General features: G+C 30.9%; 29 protein-coding genes. All 29 read left to right on the top strand.

The genetic code is table 11. The features are described 5' to 3' along the window. Positions 1–61: 61 nt before the first annotated feature. The 29 genes from FCN74_RS01950 to FCN74_RS01820 all read left to right on the top strand — a co-directional run bounded on the left by FCN74_RS01950 (position 62) and on the right by FCN74_RS01820 (position 23,980). On the top strand, positions 62–646 hold the full coding sequence (locus FCN74_RS01950) for an N-acetylmuramoyl-L-alanine amidase family protein (RefSeq protein ID WP_138930908.1): 585 nt from the start codon (positions 62–64) through the stop codon (positions 644–646). 171 nt (positions 647–817) lie between these two features. Continuing rightward, the gene (locus tag FCN74_RS01945; protein ID WP_138930907.1) at positions 818–1,624 is read left to right on the top strand and encodes a hypothetical protein; all 807 of its coding nucleotides are present in this window, start codon (positions 818–820) and stop codon (positions 1,622–1,624) included. Between the two features lie 145 nt (positions 1,625–1,769). Continuing rightward, positions 1,770–2,372, top strand: a complete 603-nt coding sequence (locus FCN74_RS01940; RefSeq protein ID WP_138930906.1) for a hypothetical protein — start codon at positions 1,770–1,772, stop codon at positions 2,370–2,372. A gap of 155 nt (positions 2,373–2,527) precedes the next feature. Next, entirely contained in the window at positions 2,528–3,307 is a 780-nt protein-coding gene (locus FCN74_RS01935; RefSeq protein WP_138930905.1) for a tetratricopeptide repeat protein, read from the top strand. Positions 3,308–3,991: 684 nt separating this feature from the next. Beyond that, entirely contained in the window at positions 3,992–5,044 is a 1,053-nt protein-coding gene (locus FCN74_RS01930) for a type I restriction endonuclease (RefSeq protein WP_138930904.1), read from the top strand. Between the two features lie 177 nt (positions 5,045–5,221). Next, positions 5,222–5,998: a hypothetical protein gene (locus tag FCN74_RS01925; protein ID WP_138930903.1), complete on the top strand. Its 777-nt coding sequence runs from the start codon at positions 5,222–5,224 to the stop codon at positions 5,996–5,998. A gap of 216 nt (positions 5,999–6,214) precedes the next feature. After that, positions 6,215–6,463 carry a type II toxin-antitoxin system ParD family antitoxin gene (locus FCN74_RS01920; RefSeq protein ID WP_138930902.1) on the top strand — a complete coding sequence of 83 codons (249 nt, stop codon included), beginning with the start codon at positions 6,215–6,217 and terminating at the stop codon, positions 6,461–6,463. Further along, positions 6,456–6,755 (top strand): type II toxin-antitoxin system RelE/ParE family toxin, encoded by a 300-nt coding sequence (locus tag FCN74_RS01915; protein ID WP_138930901.1) that lies wholly within the window; start codon positions 6,456–6,458, stop codon positions 6,753–6,755. The genes FCN74_RS01920 and FCN74_RS01915 overlap by 8 nt, the downstream gene beginning before the upstream one ends. Before the next feature lie 800 nt (positions 6,756–7,555). Then, the gene (locus tag FCN74_RS01910; RefSeq protein WP_138930900.1) at positions 7,556–8,968 is read left to right on the top strand and encodes a hypothetical protein; all 1,413 of its coding nucleotides are present in this window, start codon (positions 7,556–7,558) and stop codon (positions 8,966–8,968) included. Between the two features lie 31 nt (positions 8,969–8,999). Next, the gene (locus FCN74_RS01905; protein ID WP_138930899.1) at positions 9,000–10,247 is read left to right on the top strand and encodes a DNA cytosine methyltransferase; all 1,248 of its coding nucleotides are present in this window, start codon (positions 9,000–9,002) and stop codon (positions 10,245–10,247) included. Between the two features lie 212 nt (positions 10,248–10,459). Beyond that, entirely contained in the window at positions 10,460–10,741 is a 282-nt protein-coding gene (locus FCN74_RS01900; RefSeq protein ID WP_138930898.1) for a type II toxin-antitoxin system RelE/ParE family toxin, read from the top strand. Between the two features lie 11 nt (positions 10,742–10,752). Then, complete coding sequence (locus FCN74_RS01895; RefSeq protein ID WP_138930897.1) at positions 10,753–11,055, top strand: HigA family addiction module antitoxin; 303 nt, start codon at positions 10,753–10,755, stop codon at positions 11,053–11,055. Beyond that, entirely contained in the window at positions 11,039–11,185 is a 147-nt protein-coding gene (locus tag FCN74_RS12015) for a hypothetical protein (RefSeq protein WP_171047087.1), read from the top strand. Before FCN74_RS01895 ends, FCN74_RS12015 begins: the two co-directional genes overlap by 17 nt. A 41-nt stretch (positions 11,186–11,226) precedes the next feature. Beyond that, a complete protein-coding gene (locus tag FCN74_RS01890) occupies positions 11,227–11,691 on the top strand; it encodes a hypothetical protein (protein ID WP_138930896.1) in 465 nt (154 codons plus the stop codon). 135 nt (positions 11,692–11,826) lie between these two features. After that, on the top strand, positions 11,827–11,961 hold the full coding sequence (locus tag FCN74_RS12255) for a hypothetical protein (RefSeq protein WP_262710012.1): 135 nt from the start codon (positions 11,827–11,829) through the stop codon (positions 11,959–11,961). Between the two features lie 55 nt (positions 11,962–12,016). After that, a complete protein-coding gene (locus tag FCN74_RS01885; RefSeq protein WP_138930895.1) occupies positions 12,017–12,214 on the top strand; it encodes a helix-turn-helix domain-containing protein in 198 nt (65 codons plus the stop codon). Next, positions 12,207–13,241 (top strand): DNA cytosine methyltransferase, encoded by a 1,035-nt coding sequence (locus FCN74_RS01880; protein WP_138930894.1) that lies wholly within the window; start codon positions 12,207–12,209, stop codon positions 13,239–13,241. The genes FCN74_RS01885 and FCN74_RS01880 overlap by 8 nt, the downstream gene beginning before the upstream one ends. A 1-nt stretch (position 13,242) precedes the next feature. Then, entirely contained in the window at positions 13,243–14,901 is a 1,659-nt protein-coding gene (locus tag FCN74_RS01875) for an McrB family protein (RefSeq protein ID WP_138930893.1), read from the top strand. Beyond that, positions 14,898–16,571 carry a hypothetical protein gene (locus FCN74_RS01870; RefSeq protein ID WP_138930892.1) on the top strand — a complete coding sequence of 558 codons (1,674 nt, stop codon included), beginning with the start codon at positions 14,898–14,900 and terminating at the stop codon, positions 16,569–16,571. The genes FCN74_RS01875 and FCN74_RS01870 overlap by 4 nt, the downstream gene beginning before the upstream one ends. A gap of 304 nt (positions 16,572–16,875) precedes the next feature. Beyond that, positions 16,876–17,340: a hypothetical protein gene (locus tag FCN74_RS01865; protein ID WP_138930891.1), complete on the top strand. Its 465-nt coding sequence runs from the start codon at positions 16,876–16,878 to the stop codon at positions 17,338–17,340. A 202-nt stretch (positions 17,341–17,542) separates the two neighbouring features. After that, entirely contained in the window at positions 17,543–18,145 is a 603-nt protein-coding gene (locus FCN74_RS01860) for a hypothetical protein (RefSeq protein WP_138930890.1), read from the top strand. A gap of 745 nt (positions 18,146–18,890) precedes the next feature. Next, on the top strand, positions 18,891–19,193 hold the full coding sequence (locus FCN74_RS01855; RefSeq protein WP_138930889.1) for a type II toxin-antitoxin system RelE/ParE family toxin: 303 nt from the start codon (positions 18,891–18,893) through the stop codon (positions 19,191–19,193). Position 19,194: 1 nt separating this feature from the next. Beyond that, positions 19,195–19,479 carry an addiction module antidote protein gene (locus tag FCN74_RS01850; RefSeq protein ID WP_138930888.1) on the top strand — a complete coding sequence of 95 codons (285 nt, stop codon included), beginning with the start codon at positions 19,195–19,197 and terminating at the stop codon, positions 19,477–19,479. A 260-nt stretch (positions 19,480–19,739) separates the two neighbouring features. Then, positions 19,740–21,137 carry a hypothetical protein gene (locus FCN74_RS01845; RefSeq protein WP_138930887.1) on the top strand — a complete coding sequence of 466 codons (1,398 nt, stop codon included), beginning with the start codon at positions 19,740–19,742 and terminating at the stop codon, positions 21,135–21,137. A 12-nt stretch (positions 21,138–21,149) separates the two neighbouring features. Then, positions 21,150–21,629, top strand: a complete 480-nt coding sequence (locus FCN74_RS01840; protein ID WP_138930886.1) for a hypothetical protein — start codon at positions 21,150–21,152, stop codon at positions 21,627–21,629. 301 nt (positions 21,630–21,930) lie between these two features. Further along, positions 21,931–22,176, top strand: coding sequence for an AbrB/MazE/SpoVT family DNA-binding domain-containing protein (locus FCN74_RS01835; RefSeq protein ID WP_138930885.1), 246 nt, complete (start codon positions 21,931–21,933; stop codon positions 22,174–22,176). Beyond that, positions 22,167–22,490, top strand: coding sequence for a type II toxin-antitoxin system PemK/MazF family toxin (locus FCN74_RS01830; protein WP_138930884.1), 324 nt, complete (start codon positions 22,167–22,169; stop codon positions 22,488–22,490). Before FCN74_RS01835 ends, FCN74_RS01830 begins: the two co-directional genes overlap by 10 nt. Positions 22,491–22,727: 237 nt before the next feature. Further along, positions 22,728–23,186, top strand: a complete 459-nt coding sequence (locus FCN74_RS01825; protein WP_246062533.1) for a helix-turn-helix domain-containing protein — start codon at positions 22,728–22,730, stop codon at positions 23,184–23,186. Further along, positions 23,132–23,980 carry an IS3 family transposase gene (locus FCN74_RS01820; RefSeq protein WP_246062555.1) on the top strand — a complete coding sequence of 283 codons (849 nt, stop codon included), beginning with the start codon at positions 23,132–23,134 and terminating at the stop codon, positions 23,978–23,980. The genes FCN74_RS01825 and FCN74_RS01820 overlap by 55 nt, the downstream gene beginning before the upstream one ends. The last annotated feature ends 83 nt before the right edge of the window (positions 23,981–24,063 follow it).

Here is a 24,063-nt window from a genome sequence, read left to right as displayed (position 1 = left end):
TGGCAATAATTAATAACTGAATTTAACGTTATCAGAATAATAAACCTAAAATAGAAACACAATGAAAAACCTATCGAAATTTATCGGATTTGCACTTTTGGCAATCACAATGGCATTTACAACTGTTGAAAAAAAGCTAATCGTAATTGACGTTAGCCACGGAGGAAAAGACCCAGGAACAAGTGTAAGCGGATTTAATGAAAAAGAAATTGCTCTAAATATTGCAAATAAAATAAAGGAACTAAATAAAAACTCTAATGTGGAAATTATCTTAACGAGAGATACAGATAAGTTTTTATCTCTAAACGAACGAGCAGAACAAATAAATGGATTGAGACCAGATTTTGTAATCTCGTTACACGCAAACGCAACTGACAACGAAAAAGAAAGTGGAAAAGAAATATTCATTAGCGATAAAAATAAACACAAAGAAAAATCGGGAGATTTAGCTCTTAAATTATTTTATAGCTTCAATGACAGAAACGTAGAAATAAAAAAAGCTGATTTCTATCTTCTGAAAAACGTGGATTATCCAATTGCTCTAATTGAACTTGGCTATTTAACTAACGAATATGATAGAGAAATCCTGACAACTGAAAAAGGACTATCTGAACTTGCTGAATCAATATTGAGTGTGATAAAATAACTATTGCCAACAATAGCTATAGGCAATAGCTCGGTTTCGGGCTGAAAACGAAAGTTTGGGATTTATTTCCTAAATTTACGACTGAAAACAAAACTGAATGGCTTTTTTGGCGCTACTGCCCATAGCCAGATCGTTGGGCATAATTTACAACAAGAAATTAAAGGAAACTATATGAATTTAAGATTATCGCTTTTAGTTTTTGGTTTTATTTTTATTTCATGTGATACAAAAAAATCTAAGGAAATTATTCAAGAATTTGACCAAGAAGGAAATTTAATTGCTGAATATGAAGTTGTATATGGACTAAAAGAAGGATTATCAACTTATTATTACAACGACGAGAATTCTAAATATTCTAAAAGTGAATTTCATTGGAAAAATGATTCTGCAACTTTTCAAATAAATTTTGATCAACAAAACCATATTTTGAGTCAAGGACCATTAAAAGGATATAATTTTAAAATAGGAAAGTGGAAATACTATGACAACAATCAAAACTTGAAAGAAATTAAAGAGCTTATTGATTTAAATGATTCAACATATTTAAATCAAAATTGGAAACTAAATAAAAAGGGCGATACCATCGGAGGTAATTATTATAGTGTAGTTTTTAAAGATACTGTAAAATTAAATTCATACAATAGATTTTATTTCTTAATGGAGCGCCCATTATTTTCAAGGAATAGTAAAGTTGACGCATACCTTGTTCGTGAAAATGCTTTTAAAGAACAGTATTATGAAAATGATAGTTTGAGATATGATAGAATTGAGAATTTATCTTCAAGATTTAGAAATAAAAATGTGTATCAAGATAAAAATCACCATATAATATTTGATGCAGAAGCGTCTAAATTAGGAAAAATAGTAATTGCAGGTTATTTAATGGAAGTTGAGATAAAACCTTCTGAAGGATACGAAGAATATGACTCTATTACTAAAAATACGTATTTCAGGCATGAATTCAATGTCGTTGAGTAAAAACTATGCCCAACAATAGCTATACACAATGGCTTGGGTTTGGCCTGAAATGAAAGGTTCGGTTTTTTTGCTAATTTTACGATTGAAAAATAACGAAAGTATTTATTTGCACGCCACTGTGCATAGCCAAACCGTTGCCAACAAGTTGAAAAAAAAATGTATGAATAGAATAATCATCGGACTGATTTTAGTAATTAGCTCACTACAATTAACCTTTGGACAAAATTTACAAGAAGGACAAAAAAGATGGAATTCTGACCAAAAACTGACTATCGAAGATTTTAAAATCAAAATCAGCGATGAAAATAATGATGTCGTTTTCAGTCAATTTATGATTTCACAGGCAATCGGCGGATTTGACTTTATGAAACGCAATCTGAATCAAAAAATAGAAAATATATTTCTTGGCAATGCTTCGTGGATAGACACCACAAAAGTTGCTGACATTCAAAAACAAATTGACTTTCAACAAATGCAGTTTGACCTTGCGGAAATTCACGCAAGAAAATTTAGAAAAAGAGCTTTAGAAAATAAAGGGCAAATAGCAAAAGGATTTGACATTATAAACCAAATCAACAACGATATTATGACCGAATTTTCTAAAAGTCGCTTGGAATTGATAAAAGAAACTGAAGGTGGACGAAATGATGAAAAAATTGAGGAATGGAAAGAAAAAATTGCGACTGAATTAAAAGAGTTGTATGAGTTTCGTTATGAAAATAAAAAGAAAATAAAACTGAATAAATAAAACCTGTTGGCAACAATATGTATCTTCAATGGCGAGGTTTGGGAGTTGAAACCAAAAGTCTGGGATTTATTTGCTAATTTTACGACTGAAAAACGAAGGGCATCGCTTCTTTGCTCGCCACTGAAAGATACACAGACCGTTAGGGTGCATTTGAAATGAAAAATAATACTTTAATTATACTTCTGATTTTAACAACAATAAGTAGTTGTAAAAGCGACTTATCATCTGAATCCAAAAAAGAAAAGATAACCACACTAAATAATAAGGCTGTTGAAATGCGAATGAATGGAGAACTATCAGAGGCGGAAAAATTATACGAACAAGCATTTCAAATAGACAATACGAACTTAAATATCCATTTTTCTTTATTAGGTATTTATATACAAAAAGGCGAGATTAAAAAAGCATTTGATTTTTTAGAAAATTTACCTGAAAAACAAAAGAAAACGGTTTACTACTTTCAGACAAAAGGGAATTTACTTGAATACGATGGTAGAATTAAAGAAGCTAAAGAACAATATAAAAAGGCACTTGAATTAAGTGAAATTGGAACAATTAGAGATGAACAAGATTTAAACCGACTTGTAAATTATACAATGCTTGAGACTTATGCTGGTAAAAAAGATAGTGCTGTGAATAGAATTAATCAAGTCTTAAAATTTGATTGGCTTACAAATAGTAATAAAGAATATTTAGAAACCTTTAGAAACGAATTTGAATTTTATCAAGATAATGGTGCGTTAGATTTTCAAAATGAAAAAATAATTAAAATTTGCACTACAAATATTGATAGTTTAAAGCAAGTTCTCAGCGAAAATCACATTAATATTTCTGGAAGCAGTTTTCCAATCGGTAAAAACGATAAGGGCGAAATTAGGATTAAAGAAAAATATCGAAGTGGAATTAATCTGCTTGGAATAAGGGAGTGTGATTGAAAACGCACCCTAACAATAGCTATAGGCAATAGCTTGGGTTCAGGATTGAAAAGCGAAAGTTCGGGATAATTTGCTAAATTAGCTGAATAAAATAAAATAATGGCTTTTTTGGCGCTACTGCCCATAGCCAGACCGTTGCCCAAAATATATGACCGAAATAAATTGACAATTTTCGGAACAAAAACAAACCGAATTTTTTTTTGAGTTTTTAGCTAAGTAAATTGACTTTAAAATCACATGCTGAATTGAATTGTGATTTGAACTTTGATTGACCAACTGAACCGTGAAGCGGAGCCGAACTAAAAAACACTTGATGAGATAGTAAGCTAACTGAACTAAAATTAGCACGTTGAATTTCAAAATAACAATTGAACTGAATATCACACGCTGAATTTCAAAGCGGAATTGAACTCTGAATCACACTATGAATTGAGAAGCGAAACTGAAAAGCATTATGGATTTAAAATTTAAATAACTAGAACGCTAAATGAAAAAAACTGTGCGAATAAATACTTTGGGCAACAATGTGTATAGTTCATAGCGGAGCTATGGGAATTTTTCCACAGGGAAAAATTCCGCTGATGAAAGTTTTGTCTATCTTTGTATCTTAACGCTTAATCGCCGCTACGAAACTATACACAAAACCGTTGCCCACCATTTAAAAAAACAACTAAATAAAAAAATATGGAATTATTTAATGAACTAAAAAAACTTGCAGTGAAAATCGAACAACTGAAAGACAAAATCGGAACTGAAGAATCTACTAAACATGCTTTTACCTTGCCATTTATTAATATCTTAGGATATGACACTTTTAATCCAACAGAAGTTGTTCCTGAATTTACAGCTGATTTAGGTTTAAAAAAAGGAGAAAAAGTTGATTATGCTATATTTCAGAATGGAAATCCAATTTTAATTGTAGAATGTAAACATTGGAACCAAAACTTAGACGTTCATAATTCCCAACTCTTTAGATATTTCCACGTTACTAAAACAAGATTTGCACTTTTAACTAATGGAATAAAATACAGATTTTATACTGACTTAGAAGAAAACAACAAAATGGATGAAAAACCCTTTTTGGAGTTTGATATCACTAAAATCAAAGAAAGCACAGCAAAAGAAGTTGAGAAATTTCATAAATCAAAATTTGACATCTCTTTAATAGTAGATAATGCAAGTAACTTGAAATATACGAGCGAAATTAAAACACTAATTGATAATGAACTTTTAGAACCATCACCAGAATTTGTAAAATTATTTGCAAGAAAAACTTATAGTGGTAAATTGACTTCAAGAGTAATGGAAGAATTTACAGAATTTGTAAATAAGGCTTTTAACCAAATTATTAGTGAAAAAGTCAATAACAGATTGAATTCAGCTTTGAATAAAGAGCAAGAAAAACAACAAGAAGAAGAAGTTGTAGAAGAACCTAAAAGTAAAATTGAAACCACCGAAGAGGAATTAGAAGGATATCAAATTATTGTTGCTATTCTAAGGAGAAAGATAAAAAAAGAAAGAATAGTCCATAGAGATACACAATCTTATTTTGGAGTTTTATTAGACGATAATAATAGAAGACCAATTTGCAGATTACATTTGAATGGTGGAGTTAAATACATAAGTTTATTTGACCAAGACAAAAATGAATCTAAGGAGAAAATTGAGTCAGTTGACGACATTTACAAATTTGAAGAACATTTATTAAAAACAGTTGAATATTACGATAACGAATAAAAAAACGGTGGGCAACAATATGTATCTTCAATGGCGAGGTTTGGGAGCTGAAACGAAAGTCTGGGATTTATTTTCTAACTTTACGACTGAAAAACAAAGTGCATCGCTTATTTGGTCGCCACTGAAAGATACACTTCCCGTTAGCGCACATTTAAAACACACTTTTCTTATTAGATTATGGAAATTATATTTGGTCTACTATTTTTTGTAATTTGCTTAAGTTCTCTTATAATTAGTTTTTTAGCAATAATTAAAATAGCGAGTAACGATTTTAAGGAGTCTAAATTAAAATGGATATTAATTTCAATGATTGCTATCGTTGGTCCTATTTTATGGCTGACTATTGGCAGGAAACTGATAATTGATAACGAACAATATAAAATAGATGGAACTAAAAGTAAAGTAAGTGTTTCAACACATTATACTAAATTGTTTAAAAAAATAGGAATAGCGTTAAAAATATTATTTCTATTATCGTTATCCCTTATTTTATATGGATATGTGGCAAGACAATTTAATATTTATTTTTTTTGGGAAAGTAAAGCAATAGGGTTTGGTTTACTTTTGATTACAATAGCTAAATTTATAATGGATGATATTAGTGCAAGACGTGAAAACAAAATGCACTTAATTTCTTTCTATTTAATATTAGGAATTTTATGTTTATCAATTTTTATAAAAGTCTTATTTGCTTTTATCATTCCAAATTCTGAAGCATATGCATCAGCAACTAAGCTTTTGAAAACTGATTTGAACTTAATAAACCAAATCGGCGAAATAAACTCAATTTCTTATTTTGCAAAAGGTAACTTGGAAACTCGAACCGATGAAAATGGAACAACGGGCAGTGCTGATTTGTTCCTATTAATTAAAGGTGAAAAAAAATATGTAGAGAAAAACGTATTAATGAGTAAAAAACCAGAAGAAAAATGGGAGATAATCGAAATGAAATGAAAACGTGCGCTAACACTATGTATCTTCAATGGCGAGGTTTAGGAGTTGAAACGAAAAGTTTGGGAATTATTTTCTAACTTTACGACTGAAAATAAAGGGCTGTGCTTCTTTGGTCGCCACTGAAAGATACACTTTCCGTTGGGTGTAATTTAAGCTAAATTTTACCAATTTGACTAATCTACCAAATTTTGGTATATTTGAATAAAATTAAAAGTAATGAAAAACACATCAATATCGCTTGGAAGTTATTTTGACCAATTTGTACAAACTCAAGTTTCTGCTGGACGATACAAAAATGTAAGCGAAGTAATCAGAGCTGGACTTCGACTTTTAGAAAATGAAGAAAGTAAAGTGATTGCGTTAAGAAATGCTATACAAGAAGGAATTGATAGCGGAATTGCTCATGATTTTGACCCCAAAAAAAATCTTGAGGAATTAAAGGCTAAACGCAGAAAGAATGGCTAAATATGAATTGACCAATAAAGCTGTAGCTGACTTGAACGGTATTTGGGAATATACGCTTGAAAATTGGTCGGAAAATCAAGCTGATAGATATTACGATATGCTTCTGGATGTTTGCCAAGACATTGCTAATAATCCAGAATTAGGAAAAAACTATGACAAAATTAAACCTGAACTTTTCGGACTAAAAGCAAACAGACATATCATTTTCTATCGTAAATCAAAGGTGAAACCAATCGAAATTACAAGAATTTTACACGAGCGAATGGGTTTGAAAAAAAGAATAGCCGAATAGAAAAACTACACCCAACACAAGGCTATAAGTAATGCGGAATTATGGGCTGAATTTGAAGGCTTAGGCATTTTTTTTCGCTCGTCCCGAAATTTCGGGATATATTTAAGCAATGAAAATTATAAATAGAAAATCGCTCGCTTGGGTTAGTGCTGAATTGAAAGGCTTTGGCTTTTTTGCCCCGCACTACATAGAGCCCAAACGTTGTGCATAATGTAAAAAATCTGAACTGACGTTGAATAAAATGGTGTTGACTAATAAATAAAATGATTTAAATTACGGTTAAATTAAAAGAGCGACTGAATTAATTGCCGTTCTGACAAACTAAACAAAGGAGTGACTAAGAAAAGTAATAAGTGGGATTTTATAGCCGACCAAATATGGGAGGCACCGCAAACAATTGAGGGATTTCTAATCGGAATACCTTATCTGATTATAAATTTAATTGGAACACTTATTAAGCTTAATTTATTTTCATTAATCGCAATTTTGACATTAAACAAATTGATGAAATTAAATGAGTTGTGGTCTAAAGACTTTTTTAAATCTAATATTTCTAATGCTTGGAATTTTGTTATAGGATTAGTGATGATTATTATAATCTCAATTATCTTCTGAATAGAACACTATGCACAACAATAGCTATACACAATGGCTTGGGTTTGGGCTAAAGTGAAAAGTCCAATTTTTTTGCTAATTTTACGATTGAAAAACTAACGAAAGTGCTTTTTTGCACGCCACTGAGTATAGCCAGACCGTTGGGCACAATTATGAAAAAACCGTAAATTTGAGAAAAACAATAAATGAATAACGAAACTTTTGGAATGACTTTTCAATATGCAATTTGTTTGCATTTTAAAATTGAAAATGACATTTCTATTAGCCGGATAGATGAAAATTTACTTAACTCGTTCATTGAGTCCAAAATAATAACCAAAATATTCAGAGGCAAACCAAAACCAATTGAATATTTAACTACCTCTAAAAAATTTACATCACCATATATTACAAGGTGTCCTCATAATTTTTTACTTGAAAATGAAGAGACTTTTTCTGTAAGAACTTTTAAAGGTAAAGGGAAAATGTTTGCACCAAAAGTAGTAGGACAGGCGGGAGACGAAACCTTTAATCACTTTTTTGGTGATTTATATGCTGAAACAATAAACAGAAATAATTTTAAAAATTTCTGTTTAACAAAAATAAACGAAATATTACCAATTGTTGTTGACTACGCATTGGTTAGTGATCTTAATTGTTGGTTTTACAGAAAAGAAGACCAATTCAGTTATGAGATATTAAAAAGAGATGACCTTCCTGAATTAACATACAACTTTTCTGATTTTTCATTTACAAAACCAACAGCTGCAAGTTGGAATGAGTCGAATACTGTAAAATTTAAAGGTAAAACAGTTTTAGAACTTCAATTACATAACAACAGAAGTGGTTATAAAATCAGGCTTCATCGTGAAAATTTCCCTGCATTATTGAAAAAAGAAAAAGTAATAAATAATTCAATGCTTGGAGATACTGCTGAACTTGCAATTTGCAATGTTTTCGAGTTAGACCCTGGAAAAGATAGCGATAGATTAGTAAATAATTCTGATGAAGAAATTTTAACAGCTTTCATCACTCATTATTCAGAAAACAAAAAAGAACTTTTTCCTCTTATTCCAATTAAATATGCAGGTACTGAAAAAAGAGAAAGAGGCAGTCATAGTAAAAGCGGTGTTGACTTCTATTTAGAACAAGAGAATAGTTTATCTGTTAAAACAAATAAATCAAAATCTTATAAAGTTTGTCCACCTGAAATCGGACAACCATCACCAAAAACATTTGATTTATATTTTTCAGATAAAGGTTGGTACGAAGGAAATATGGATGAAACAAAATTTCGAGAACTTGTAAGAAATACAAATACAGTTTCCCTTTTATTGAGAGAATATTTGAAATTCTTAAATGAATGTGATTATTTACTATGGTCACTTTATTTAGATGAAAATGAAATCACATCCCAAATTATAAACAAATCAGAATTAGAGGAAATTAATTTCAATCCAGAATACATAGATTATAGTAATGATTTTACCGAAAAAAGCAGTGTAACTGTTAAATATGGTATGGATAATAAAATTTCAATTGGAGAGTTTCAAGTTCATTCTGCAAGAAATTCACTAAAATTCAGATTCAATTTTGGAAATCTTTTAAGTTTAAAATAATCTTTGTAGTTTTGGACAAAATTGGACAATTATGGACATTACAACAAAAATGCTTCGAATTGAAGATGTTGCAAAAAAACTAAACGTTTCACAAAAATCTGTTAGGCGATATATTCACGCAGGTAAAATAAAATCAAATAAAATTGGTGGAGTACATAGAGTTGAAGAAAGTGAGCTTCAATATTTTCTAAATCTATCTATTTATGAAAATGGAAGAGAAGTAAAATATGAACCAGTTATACCAAAATCAACAAAAAATGATATTGTGAACTGGATTGACATATCAGACGAATGGGAAAATGTAAAATCAAATAACTTTACTTCTGCTGATTTATTTTGTGGTGCTGGAGGTATGGCTAAAGGTTTTGAAATGGCAGGCTTTAATCAAGTTGCAGGATTAGATTGGTTTAAAGAAGCAGGTATGACCTATCGTCAAAATTTCCAGCATCCTTTAATAGAAGGCGACATAACAAGTTCTGAAATAAAGAAAAAATTTATTGACACTGTAAAAAAACAACTTAAAAGAAAAGATTTAACCGTTCTTTCAGGTGGTTTTCCTTGCCAAGGTTTTAGTATGTCAGGTAGCAGGATTGTAGAAGACCCAAGAAACTCACTATACAAGGATATGCTTGATATTATAAAAGATTTACAACCTCAATTTATAGTTGCCGAAAATGTAAAAGGTTTACGTTCAATGCTAAAAGGAAAAGTTGAAGATAAAATTAAAAAAGATATTAGAGCATTGGGTTATGAAGTTAATGTTACAGTTTTAAATTCAGCTGATTATTATGTTCCTCAAAAAAGAGAAAGAATCATATTTATTGCAAACAGAACAGGTAATAAAAATTTTCACCCATCGCCACTAATTGAAGAAGGCTCTTATGTTACAACTAAAGAAGCAATTGAAGACTTAATTAAGGTAAAAGACAATAAAGAAATTAATCACGTAAGAACCAAGCATAAAGATGAAATGAAAAAAAGACTGGCAGCTGTTCCAGAAGGGAAAAGTCTTTATGATAATTATTCTGATTCTTGGAAAAAATGCCCTTGGAATGAAGCCAGTTGCACCATTAAAGAAAATCATGGTGGAGTTAATATTCACCCAATTGAACCAAGAGTAATAACAGTTAGAGAAATGGCTCGTTTACAATCATTTCCTGATGAATTTATATTTAAAGGCTCTAAAGCGAAACAAATGGTACAAATAGGAAATGCTGTACCTCCATTGATGGCAAAAGCTATAGCACTCGGAATTAAGAAAGCAATTGAAAAAAAATAACTGTGCCCAACAGCGCATAACAAAAATGGCGAGATTTATGCTGAAACGAAAGGTTTGTGTATTTTTAGCGACTTAGAGTTTAACCGAAAAATTTGCGCATTTTAAGTCGCCACTTATGTTATGCGCGGACCGTTAGGCAACATTTAAAAAAAAATTCTGCAAACATTTGAAAATTTTACTTATCTTTGACGTTAGTAACGTAAAACAAATATATGATTGTTTCTTTTCGCTCGAAAAACACTGAACAAATTTGGAATGGAAATCGAGTAAAGAAAATGCCAATTAGTATTCAAAAAATTGGGCGCCGAAAATTAAGAATGCTGAATAATTCTCAAAATATAGCTGACTTGAGAATCCCACCTTCCAACCGACTTGAAAAATTAAGTGGAAATTTAAGTGGATTTTATAGCATTCGAATTAACAAACAATGGCGAATAATTTTTGAATGGAATAACGGAAATGCTAGCGAAGTTGAAATAATCGATTATCATTAAAAACAAAGAAAATGGAAAAGTTATCAAATGTGCATCCTGGTGAAATTTTGCTTCACGAGTTTCTTGAGCCGCTCGAAATTTCGGCTTATCGACTGTCTAAAGATTTGAAAATTCCGCAAACTCGAATATCTGAAATTGTAAATAGACGACGTCGAATAACAGCTGACACAGCACTACGTTTGAGTAAATATTTTGGAAATTCAGCTAAGTTTTGGCTTGGACTTCAAGACGATTTTGATATCGAAGAAGGAATGGAAAATAAAGGAAACGAGCTGAATGGAATAAAACAATACGCTGATGAAAACGTTGCCTAACAATGTGTATCTTCAATGGCTGGGTTTGGGAGTTGAAACCCTGCCTGCCGGCAGGCAGGCAAAAGTCTGGGATTTATTTGCTAACTTTACGATTGAAAATAAAGGACTGCGCTTCTTTGGTCGCCACTGAAAGATACACAAAACCGTTGTAAAACATTTAAAAAAAACGTAATGAAATCAATATTGACATTCTTCTTAATGCTAATTTTAGGAATTTCGACTTACGCTCAAAATCAGAATAAAAAAATGAGCATAATGAAGGTTGAAAAGCCAATTTTGATAATAAACGACACAATAATTGGAAGTATTGACTTGTTGAACAAAATATCCTCTGACAAAGTTGTAGGACTGAATATTTTTAAAGAAAGAAAATTAGGTTCTACTTACCTATTCATTGAAAATGAGAAAAACGCAGGAATTATTATAGCGGATATAAATCACGAATTTAAGCTCAAATCCCAAAAAGAGTTGAACGCCTTTTTTGGACTGGATGTAGAAAATGACATTTATGTTAATGGATACTTAATTGAAAACAAAAATCAAAATATATCGTCTGAAAGTATCGTAGGAATTGAATTAATAAAAGCTGACAATTTTAGATTGGAAAAACCTGCACTGAATATAAAAATTGAATAAAAAACGTTTTACAACAATGTATAACCGCAATTACGGCGGATTCGACTACGTCCGAATCCACTCGGAATTGCTAACGTTAGTGTCAAACCGAAAATTAACGCATATTAACCCGTAACTGACGGTTATACGAGACCGTTGTGCGGCATACAAAAAAAGCCAACGCTCGGTCAAGCACATTTGGTTTTTGCCAACGCTCAAAACCCAACGCTGAAAAACCAAAAGAGCTTGCCCTTCCCCAATCCACGACAAGACAATGAACAATTACACTAAATAATAGTGAACTTTTACTATATTTGACGCTGAATAAACAAAACTTAGGTTTCAAATGAACCGAATAAAAGAAGTTTTAAAAGACAAAGGAATTTCGCAGACTTGGCTTGCCAAACAGACAGGAAAGAGTTATAACACGATTAACGAATATGCTCGTAACGTGAGACAGCCGAGTTTAGAAGACTTGTATACTATTGCAGACATTTTATCTGTAGACGTAAAAGAACTATTAAAAAGTAAAAGCAATGTGTAAAGAAAATATAGTAAGTGAACCTCAGTTGACTTTTTCAGTTTTAAACGAAAATAGCAAGAATATTAGAGATATTGAAACTATAAAGGTATTTGAAGCTTTTGCGGGATATGGAGGTGCGTCTTATGGGTTAAAAAAATCGGATGTACCCTTTGAAATCATAGGCTTTTCCGAAAATGACAAATTTGCTTCAGAAATATTTGAATTGAACCACCCTAATATAAAAAACTATGGAGATATAACTAAAATAGACCCATATGATTTACCAGATTTTGATTTGTTTACGGGAGGGTTTCCTTGTCAACCATTTTCATCAGCTGGACTAGGAAAAGGAGAGTTAGATATAAGAGGAACTTTATTTTATGATATAATAAGAATATGCGAAGTCAAAAGACCTAAACATGTTTTATTAGAAAATGTGAAAGGCTTAACTACTAAACGGCATAAGGAAACATTTAAAAAAATCCAAGAAGAGCTTAAGAAATTAGGTTACTCCATTGATTGGAAACTTTTAAATACAAAAGACTATGGAATACCACAAAACCGACAAAGGGTTTGGATTTATGGATATCTAGGAGAACTCCCTGATTTCTTTACTATCGAGCCAGAAAAAGAAGAGTTAAAATATAGGTTTAAAGACTTTTTAGATGATGAGCCAGAAGAATACTTGTTTTTAAACGAAAAACAAATTGCAAGGCTAATTGAATTACACAAATTGGATTTTAATGTCAATGAGTCGTTATGTTTAGATATTTATAATAAAAAAATTAGACATGATGGGACCTGTATAACTATAACTGAACCACATCATAATTCATTAAGAGTTGTACACCCACCAAAAGAAGGAAAGTTTATTGTACGTAAATTATCAATAAAAGAACACTACAGACTTATGGGATTTGATGATGGTGAGTTTAATTTTGGAAACCAATCCTACCAACAACTTTGCAAAAGAGCAGGAAATGGTTGGGATGTAAATCTGGTTAGTAAAATTGTAAATAAAATATTCAAACAAATACAAAGTCAATAATATGAGATTGAATTTATCCACCATGTTTACAAAGTCGTCTGATACGGAAAGTCCTGGGGGAAATGCAGGATGGAATCTAGAGGCAGGGCAATCAAAAGAAAATGGATTTATTTATAATTCTAAGATAGGCCAATCTGAAATTCTAAATGGAATGGTCTATAATATAATACAGAATGTTGATAGCTTTGAATATGGTTCTCCATTAGGCGAAAAGAGATTAATACTCTGCTCCTTGTTTCCAAATGTATTAATTAATGTTTTTGATGTCAAGCAAAAAAAATTCTTTAAACACAAACTACAATCACCATTCCTTTTTAGTTTAATTGAAGATGATTCAGAAAGTCATGCTTTATCTAATGGAAGACATCGTAGTATATTTAAGTTTAAAAAAGCATTTAAATACAGTGACTATTCTAATGAAAATTTTTATAATGAAATTGACGAAATAATTGGAGAAAACCACCCATGGTTTGGAATAGAAATGAACTATTATCCAATTAATAACAATGATACAAATCTTTTAGTGTTTAATATTATTAAAGGGTTTGAAAATGAAAAGGAAAAATATATCAATTCAGCAAGTAGAAAACGTATATGGAATAATCATATATCAATTTATGATGAATACATTAGGTTTAGTGATTATGGTGACATTTTGCTTGTCCAAGATATATCAAAACCATATATTCTAAAATCTAAATCACAAAATATAATATTCTACGGAGCCCCAGGTACAGGTAAATCCCACAAAGTAAATGAAATCATAAAAGAAAAGAATGCGAAAGACAGAACCGAAAGGGTAACCTTTCACCCGGAATATGATTATGCTTCTTTTGTAGGTGGATACAAACCAACAATGGGAAAAGATAATGACGATAATGAAACCATTCGTTATGAATTTGTACCACAAACACTTACTAAAATTTATGTAGATGCATGGAACGCAATAGCAAATGGAGAAGATAAAGAGTTTTATTTAGTGATTGAAGAAATAAATAGAGGAAATTGTGCCGAGATATTTGGCAATATATTTCAGCTTTTAGATAGAAATTCAGACTATGATATAACACCATCAAAAGAACTAAAAGAGTTTTTGGAAAATGAAGATAAAGGTCTTATCAATATTGACTTTGGTTTAGAAGGCGGTAAAATGAAGTTGCCAGACAACCTCCATATTTTAGCCACCATGAATACTTCGGACCAATCGCTCTTCCCTATGGATAGTGCTTTTAAAAGAAGGTGGGATTGGGAGTATATTCCAATTAATTATTCTAGAGACAATAATGAAAACACTTCTGCAAACTTTGTAGTTAAATTGTCAGACAATGATAAGTTTAGTTGGCTAGTATTTATAGAAAAAGTGAACGAGTTAATAAAAAGCAATGACAATCTTGGCATGGATAAATGCTTAGGTAATTATTTCATTAAACCAGATATTGATGAAAACACTATTTCTTTAAAAAGTTTCATTAACAAAGCGATTTTCTATTTGTGGAATGACGTGTTCAAAGATGAAATGGAAGATGAAAGCATATTTAAAAATAAAACAACATATGAAGATTTCTTCCCCATTGAAGAGAATGGTATAGTAAAAGTAAAAGAGATTCTAACCATTTTAAAGCTTTTTGACAACAAAGAAAATGAAACTACGGAAGAATGAAAATCCTAATTGAAGGGGAAACATATACGCTCAAAGAACTTAGGAAGACATTTGCCGACTCTAAGTTCTATCATGAAGATGGCAGTGGTGCTGGTACTATTATTTCAGTCGGCTATTATCATTCTTATGAGAAAGGCGAATTGGTATATATGTTGCCCAAAGTTTTTATGGCAGACAGCGCAAACACTGTTTTTGGTATAAATAAAAATGTCCTATTTAACATTGATATCAAAGAAACCTTTAAACATAAAGCAGAATATAACTGGATAAGACAAACATCAGTATATTTTTATAACAGCTTATTAGAGTTTAAAAGAAGAAACAAGCAATCTGGCATTTTACAAAGTTCACTATCAGCAACATTAAACACAAATATAAATGAGCAGGAATATTCCTTTTTGGATTTGCTTTTAACTTTTGTGAACTTTTACAAAAAGAATAAAAATCAAATTCTGTTTAAACATATTGAATATAAATCACAGCAAGTTAAAAATCCAAATTGGGAAAAGACAATTAGAAAATCTGTTCCTCTCTTAACGCAGGATAAACAACCCATTTATAACATATATCGTAATAAAAAGAAAGTCCTAAATAACGAAGAAGAACTATTAATTTACTTCTTTTCAATACTCAATCACTTTAATAAAGAACATAATCTATTCCTCACTATTGACAAATCTTACACACTAATAAAAGGCAGAAAATTCGAGCTTTTACAAAAAATTGGGTTAAGTAAACTGCGAAAAATAAAATATAGGTACTTCGATGACACATTAAGAAAAATGTATCATTTGTGTGAAATATATTTTTCTCAAACGAATACAAGTAGCATCAAAAAAAAGAAAGAAGAATTTATTTCTGTAAACAATTATAATCTTGTTTTTGAAGATATGATTGACAAGCTTTTTTCAGACCCAATAATTGAGAAAAAGACGGAAGATGGAACAACCTTAAAACATCTAAAATACAATGATGATGGAAAAATAATCGACCATATTTTCGATTATCAATCGTTATTAGATACTAGCGATATTTTTTACATTGGAGACTCAAAGTATTACAAATCAGACAACACCGCTGGTAAAGTATCTAAGTACAAACAATTTACTTACGCTAAAAATGTGATTCAGTATAATATTGACTTACTGAATGAAACAGGAAACTATTACACAGAGAATTTAAGGTATCGAGATAAAATCACAGAAGGTTATAACATTACCCCAAACTTCTTCATTTACGGCTATGTAAACAACTATAAAAACTTTGAAACGAGTGAGCTTGATGAAAAAGGAGATATTGTAAAATCATTCCATTTTGCCGACCGCTTGTTTGACAGAGATACTCTTTTTGTACATCAATACAAAATCAATTTTCTATATGTTTTAAAAGCATATTCTCAGTTCGGAAATATGACAATTGAAAAATTTAGAAAAGAAATTAAAAACAAGTTTAGAAATAACTTTATTGAGTTCTTTTCAAATAAGAAATCCGAATTTGAATTTTATGAATATGAAAAAAAGGATTTTGAAACCTTTGTTGAAAAGCACTTTAGGAAAATAAACGGAAAAACCTTTATCACGAAAGACGAAAAATTGATTTTAGCTAAACATAAAGAAGATGAGAGTTTAAAGGAAATTCTAAATGATTTTAAGGAATATGAATTACAATAGCCAACGCAAGTTCAAGCACATTGCAATCCTCGTTCCTGCGGTTGCAAAGAGCTTTCACGCCAGCGCTAAAACACGACCGAAAAAGAAGTACGACCGCACAACAATGGCTATACGTAATGCGGGCGAAAGTGCTGATATGAAAGTAAATACATTAAATAAACTAAGGGCAAAATTGAAAGGTAAGTGCCTTGAAATCCCGCACTACGCATAGCCTAGACCGTTGTGCGTAAGTTGAATGACGAAATCTGAAACAAAAGCATTAGTCGGAATTGGAGTTCTGATTTTGCTAATCGATATTTTCCTAATGAAATATTGCATTAGTAATATTAAACCCGACCCATTTATGTCTGTTGGAGTTGAATCGTACAGACTTAAAATATTTGGAGTTAATATTCTGATTGGAATTATTATTTTCTTTTTTAGAAAAAGACTTTCGATTTTGTTCTTTGCAAACACAATAATCTGTTATTGGATTTTTTTATTTTTCTGGAATAGCTGGATTGAAAATCATCCATATTCATCAACTGAATACAGTTTTCAAATTGAGAACAGAAAATTTGTATTAGGAATTGAAAGAAATCCAAACACTTTTGGAATCGACGAAGTCATATCTGAATTAAAAGATTCATTAATTACAGTCGGAATGCACAAAAAAGTTGGAGACAGTTTAAAGCTGACAAGTATGCAAGAGACTATGTATTTTTATAATAATACATTGAGTGGATTTTCGCAAAGTCCAAACGCAATTGAACTGAATAAAATTGAATAAAAACCTACGCACAACACGAGGCTATAAGTAATGCGGGATTATTGGCTGAATTTGATAGCTTGAGCGTATTTTTCACTCGCAATTTGTATATTTAAACAATGAAATTTATAAATAGAAAATCGCTCGCTTGGGTTTGTGCTAAATTGAAAGGCTTTAGCTTTTTTGCCCCGCACTACTTATAGCCCAAACGTTACCCAATATTATGAAAAAAATCCTGCTTCTAATATTAATTATTTTTCTGTCTTGTAAAAAAGATAAAAAAAAACTTCCAGCAGAATTTAAACAAACAAATACTTTCCAAATTGAATTTTTAAAACGTAAAATAAGCCTTCCTAATAATTATGAAAAAACAACTTTTGAAGATATACTTGATTTTATTAAAAAAGGCGAGCATAATGATTCACTAATTAAGTCTGCTCATCAAAAAAACATCATGCTACAAAATTTTGGTCACGAATTTGAGGTTTTTGCTGATGAGAATAACTATTTGAATACAATAACGTTTATGTCGGGAAAATATGTGAAGCTTGATAAAAATGTACTAAAATCATATGTTGAAGTTTTAAAAAACCAAATTTCAAATCAGTCGACTGAATATAATATTCAAAATAAAATAACTGAAAAAGAATTTTTGACTTATGGAAAAACTAAAGTAATTAAGGTTAAATTCCAACAGATAAGTGCTGATGAAACTAAATATTTGACTCAATACTTAATTACAATTGGAATTAATACGTTTTCAATTGCAATAGTTAATGAGGAAAATACTGATTATCAATTCATACTCGAAAATTTCAGAGTGTGAAAATAACATTGGGTAACAATAGCTATACACAATGGCTTGTGTTTGGGCCGAAATGAAAGGTTCGTTTTTTTTTGCTAATTTTACGATTGAAAAAATAACGAAAGTGCTTTTTTGCACGCCACTGTGCATAGCCAGACCGTTACCTACAACTACAAAAATCTATTTTTAAAGGTTCGGGAAAGCCCATTTTTTTAATATTGGTATTTGACTGAATTGCATTTTTACGACTGATTTTGCTTAATTCCAACTGAATGACAAATCCGAAATTGAACTGAACTAAACGCACTTTTGCGACTGAATTTGCCAAATCACGGCTGAAAGACAAACTTGCAACTGAATTGGAATACTGAACTTATCCGTCGGCTGAATCGCTAAAGACGACTGAATTAGCAATTTTGCGATTGAAGTTGACTAAAACTAAATTGACTGCTGAATCGGCGTGCTGAATGAAAAAAAATGGGCTCGAAAGGCTTAGGCTTTTTCAGCTAATGATCCTGAGAAACTCGACCGCTGTAGGTAACAATGTGTATAATCAATGGCTTAGGTTTGGGAGTTGAATCGAAAAGTCTGGGATTTTTTGCTACTTTTACGACTGAAAAAATAAGGACTGTGCTGTTTTGGTCGCCACTGAATCATACACTTCCCGTTGTGGTGCATTTACAGCGAATCTAATGAATATACCAAATCTACTTCTTCTAATCTAAATTATTGTTTATATTTGTATCTAAGTGAATACATTTTATAAATGGTAATAACAGAGAAGACAACTGAATTTGATAAGTGGATAAGAAAACTCAAAGACATTCGCGCTAAATCTAAAATACTCTTTCGGATTCAGAAACTTGAAACTGATGAACATTACGGAGACTGTAAACCTGTGGGAGATGGAATAAGCGAAATGAGAATTAATTACGCAAAAGGATATCGAGTTTATTTTAAAAATAAGGAAACTAAACTTGTTATACTTCTTATCGGTGGCGAGAAATCAACTCAACAAAAAGATATTGAAAAAGCTAAAAAAATTTGGAATAGAATAAAAAACAACTGAAATGGAAACAACAAAATTTGACATAGCGGACTATTTGGACAGCGAAGAAATGATAGCTGAATACTTAAATACAGTTCTTGAAGACGGAAATAGCTCTGATTTAATTGTTGCAATTGGACATATAGCCAAATCAATTGGGATGACTAAAATTGCAGAAAAAACAGGAATGAGCCGACCAAGTCTATACAAGGCTTTATCTGACGGCGCGAAACCACAATTCGAAACAATAATGAAAGTATTGAGGGCAATAGGCGGACAAATTAACGTGAAACCAATGTCAGTGTGATTAAAAACGCACCACAACACGAGGCTATAAGTAATGCGGGATTATGGGTTGAATTTGAAGGCTTAGGCATTTTTTTCGCTCGTCCCGAAATTTCGGGATATATTTAAACAATGAAATTTATAAATAGAAAATCGCTCGCTTGGGTTAGTGCTGAATTGAAAGGCTTTGTCTTTTTTGCCCCGCACTACGCATAGCCGAAACCGTTGTGGTTAATTTATAACTCAACTTAAAACTAATATTAACTTTAATATTTAAAAAAGATGAAAAAAATCAATCACATTTTTTGCTTATTTATGGTTTTAAACCTGTTAATAGGCTGTGAACAAGAGGAGTTTAATGATGAAATCACTAATCATGAAACAAATATTGAGCCTCAGCTGTTAAGTTTGAAAGAGGCTCAAAAAGATATGGATTTTAATTCTATCATAAAAGACTTTGAACTTGAAAAGCAAATTGACAACAAATTTAAAAGTAATGACAGTTTAAATATAAATTTTGATTACTTCTATAAACTCGAAAATCAGAATAACAAATCATTTACATTTTTGATTGAGAAAAATAGTTCAAATGATAGTATAATTGAAAATTTAGTTGTTGAGAAAGTTAATGATACAGTAAGGGGATATATAATAAAATACTTGAATGGCCATTATAAAGAAGTAAATGATAATCTTCATCTTAATGCTAATGTTGTTAAAACAGAATATGAAGGAAACATTCAAGAACTATGGAATCAAAACAACTTAAACAATAAATCATGGAGCTGTGGTTGGGTAACCACATACACATTAAGAATGTGCTCTAACCATGGAGGTTTTAATAGCGATAATCCAGCTTGTGATAATCATGGTCTAAGCAATTGGATTCCATCATCAAATTATGTTTGTAATCATGTTCCAAGTGTAACTGAAACTACCGATGAATTAATTGATTTATCAGTTGATACTAATGGAGGTGGTGGTGGTAATGGAAATGGTTCAGTATCTCCTGGTACGGTACCATTAATACCATGTGAGGATAGCTTAACACTAGACCCGACTTTAAATGAAGATTGCTTAAATAGTGGTAATAATAATGTATTACTTCTAGATAGTATTTTTACCTTGGATGGTCCAGATATTCGTATTGATAGTATTGAATCGTTCTTATCTATATTTGATACAAGTCAGGATGCAACAATATTTTTTAATGTAGATCAACCTATAGCAAACCAAAATGAACCAAACAGTGGTTTTAATGTTGGCCATTCATTTATTACAATTAAACAAGGTAATAAAATCAGATCTTTTGGTTTTTATCCTGATGGTACATCAAAACCAACTGCACCAACAGAACCAGGTATATTTGGGGATAATTCCTTGACCGAATATGATGTTAATATATCTAAAAATGTTACAGGTACAAAAATACAAGCAATAATTAACCTAGCCAAGCAATACGAAAGCGGTAACTATAATTTAAACGATAAAAACTGTACAGATTTTGTAATTGATGTAGGGGCTATAACAGATTTGGATTTTGGTGATGCTTCCAATAATTGGTACTTAGGAGGAGGTTCAAATCCAGGCACATTGGGGCAAGTTTTAAGGAGTTTAATATCAAGTGGTCAAGCAACAGGAATTACTACAGGTGGTACTAGTCCAGGAAATTCAGAATAAAAAAAATGAAAAATGAAAAATACTTTTTTAATCATATTGTTGACATTACTAGTTAGCTGTAAATCAAAAAATAGAAATGATATTGAAATTTTATCAAAATTTTCTGATGATATGTTTTTAAAACAAAAACCTATTGAAGATGTATTATTAAAATATTCAATTTTGAATAAAAAGGACTTCGAGCAAGATACGAGCATATTAATTGGTTATTGTCAAGAAATAAATGAGGACTATCGCATATCAATTAAGAATAATAATAATAAATTTAAAATTGTAAAAGCGAATGATTCTAGTTTAAAAAACGGTATTATATTAAGAAAAAAAGAAAAAGCATATTTATTAAAAACTGATATTCATCTTAATATAATGGTCATTGATTCGACATCCAAAATCACTTCCTATTTTATAGATCCTTTTTATACTAAAGGAAATAGTAAACCATATAAGCCAGCCTATCTAAAAGATATGATTAATTTAAAAATTGAACAATAATGGTAAAGGTGGAAGTTACATGTTGATATCTAATACTTAAAAACTAACCACAACATGAGGCTATAAATAATGCGAGGTTTTGGGCAAAATTCGAAGATTAAGGCATTTTTTTCGCTCACAATTTTTATATTTATTAATTGAAAAATATAAATCAAAAATTGTTCGCTTGGGTCGGTGCTGAATTGAAAAGCTTTTGCTTTTTTGGCTCGCACTACATATAGCCCGGACGTTGCCATTAATACTGAAAAAACTTTGCGGAATATAATAAAAGTTGTTACTTTGTAATTACAAATTATAATCCATGGAAACAACTATCATTAAAATCGGAAATTCAAAAGGTCTTCGGTTGAGCAAGACTATTTTAGAAAAGTACAACATAAAAGACAAAGTCGAAATGATTTTGGAGAAGGGACAAATAATATTAAAACCCATCGACAAGCCAAGAAATAATTGGGAAAAAGCTTTTAGAGAAATGAATGCTAATAATGATGATGACTTATTATTAGACGATGTTTTTGATGATGAAAATTTCGAAGAATGGAATTAAAACAATACTCAATTGTTCTTGTAAATCTTGATCCAACAATCGGAAGCGAAATTAAAAAAACTCGCCCTTGCGTGATTCTATCGCCAAATGAAATTAACAAATTCTTAAAAACTATCGTTGTTGCTCCAATGACGACTAACTTAAAAAAATATCCGACAAGAGTAAGCGTAAAACATAACAATAAAAATGGAATGATTGCGATTGACCAAATTCGAACAATTGACAAAACTCGAATACTAAAAAGATTTGACCGTTTAACGAAATCTGAAATAGCGAATTGTAAAAGTATAATTAAAGAAACATTTGTTGACTAAATCAGACTAAAAATCAAACTCTGAAAAAAGTACTAATGGCAGCATGGTATATAGTTTATGGCGAGTTAAGGGCTAAACCGAAAGTTTTTGATGCTTTTGAAAGTAAATGAATAATTGAATGGTGAGTGCTTGTTTGCCTCGCCACAAACCATATACCAGGACCGTTAGCGTTCATTGTAAAAATGTACTTTCCTGAAATAGGTTGACTAAAAATTAAACCATTAATTATAGTCACTTATGAAATCAAAAAAAGAACACTGGCGAAAAAAAAGCTACCAAAAAGTAAATTTAGAGACCAAACTTTTGGTCGTTGGTCAAATCACTAACGGACAAATTTCCGTAAATCAAGCCTCCAAACAATATGATGTTCCAAGAACAACTATCAACTATTGGTTGAGAATTTACACTACCTTAGCACAACAAAAATCAGGTATGAGTAAACTTAATCAAATCAAAAAGCTTAAAGAGCGTATAGAACAGCTCGAGTTCCAAAAAGACTTCCAGCAAGACATCATCGCTGATATGGAACTTATTACAGGGGTGGATATGTCAAAAAAGTCATTGCCCAAAACATTAGCAAAAGAGATAGAGCTAAAGAAGAAAAACCGTATAAAAGGAAATGGCTCTATGGATGTTTTGGGATCACTAAACAAGCCTTCTACAAAAGACTCAAACAACAAGAAAAACAACGCATAGACCACCAAAAGCTAATTCTGTTAGTCAAAAACTATCGTAAAAAAGTTGGTTCTAAAACTGGTGGATTAAAGCTTTACAATGAACTGAAACAAGACTTTGTAGATGCAGATATCAAAATCGGCAGAGACAAATTCTACAGGTTCTTAAGGCATAATAACTTGCTGGTTCCTAAAACAAAAAACTATATCACAACTACTAATTCTAAACATATGTTCAAAAAATATAAAAACATAGTAAAAAAACAAGTCCCTACTCGACCTGAACAACTCTGGGTAAGCGATATCACTTACATTAAAACTCAATACGGACACAACTATCTCGCCTTAGTCACAGATGCTTATTCTAAGAAGATTATGGGATACAAACTCGACAACCATATGAGAACCTCACTTTGCAAAGACGCGCTCGCTATGGCTATTAAAAATAGAAAATATAAAGACAAAAAACTCATTCATCATACGGACAGAGGGTTTCAATATTGCAACCCTAAATATACAGAGTTCGCAGAAAACAACAACATCACTATAAGTATGACAGAACAATATGACCCATACGAAAACGCTGTGGCTGAACGCATCAACAGAACTCTTAAAGAGGAATATGAACTAAAGCAAACCATTAAAAACACTGACATAGCAAGAGACATGACCCATCAGGCTGTATATATTTACAACAACTTAAGAACACATTTTAGCCTTAATCTAAGAAAACCAGAAGAGGTTCACTTAAACCCAAACATTAAATATAAATCATACAGAAAAAAATCTGTAAATTTACCAGAACTTAAAATTTAGAAAATACATTAGTTCAAATTATTTTTTTGCCTTCTAAACGGCTAAAAAAAAATCATTTGAACGGCAAAATAATAACTAAAAAC

Origin of the sequence: Mesohalobacter halotolerans, from assembly GCF_006120725.1 — a bacterium.
Lineage (GTDB): Bacteria > Bacteroidota > Bacteroidia > Flavobacteriales > Flavobacteriaceae > Psychroflexus > Psychroflexus halotolerans.
This window is presented reverse-complemented; position numbering and strand designations above follow the sequence as displayed.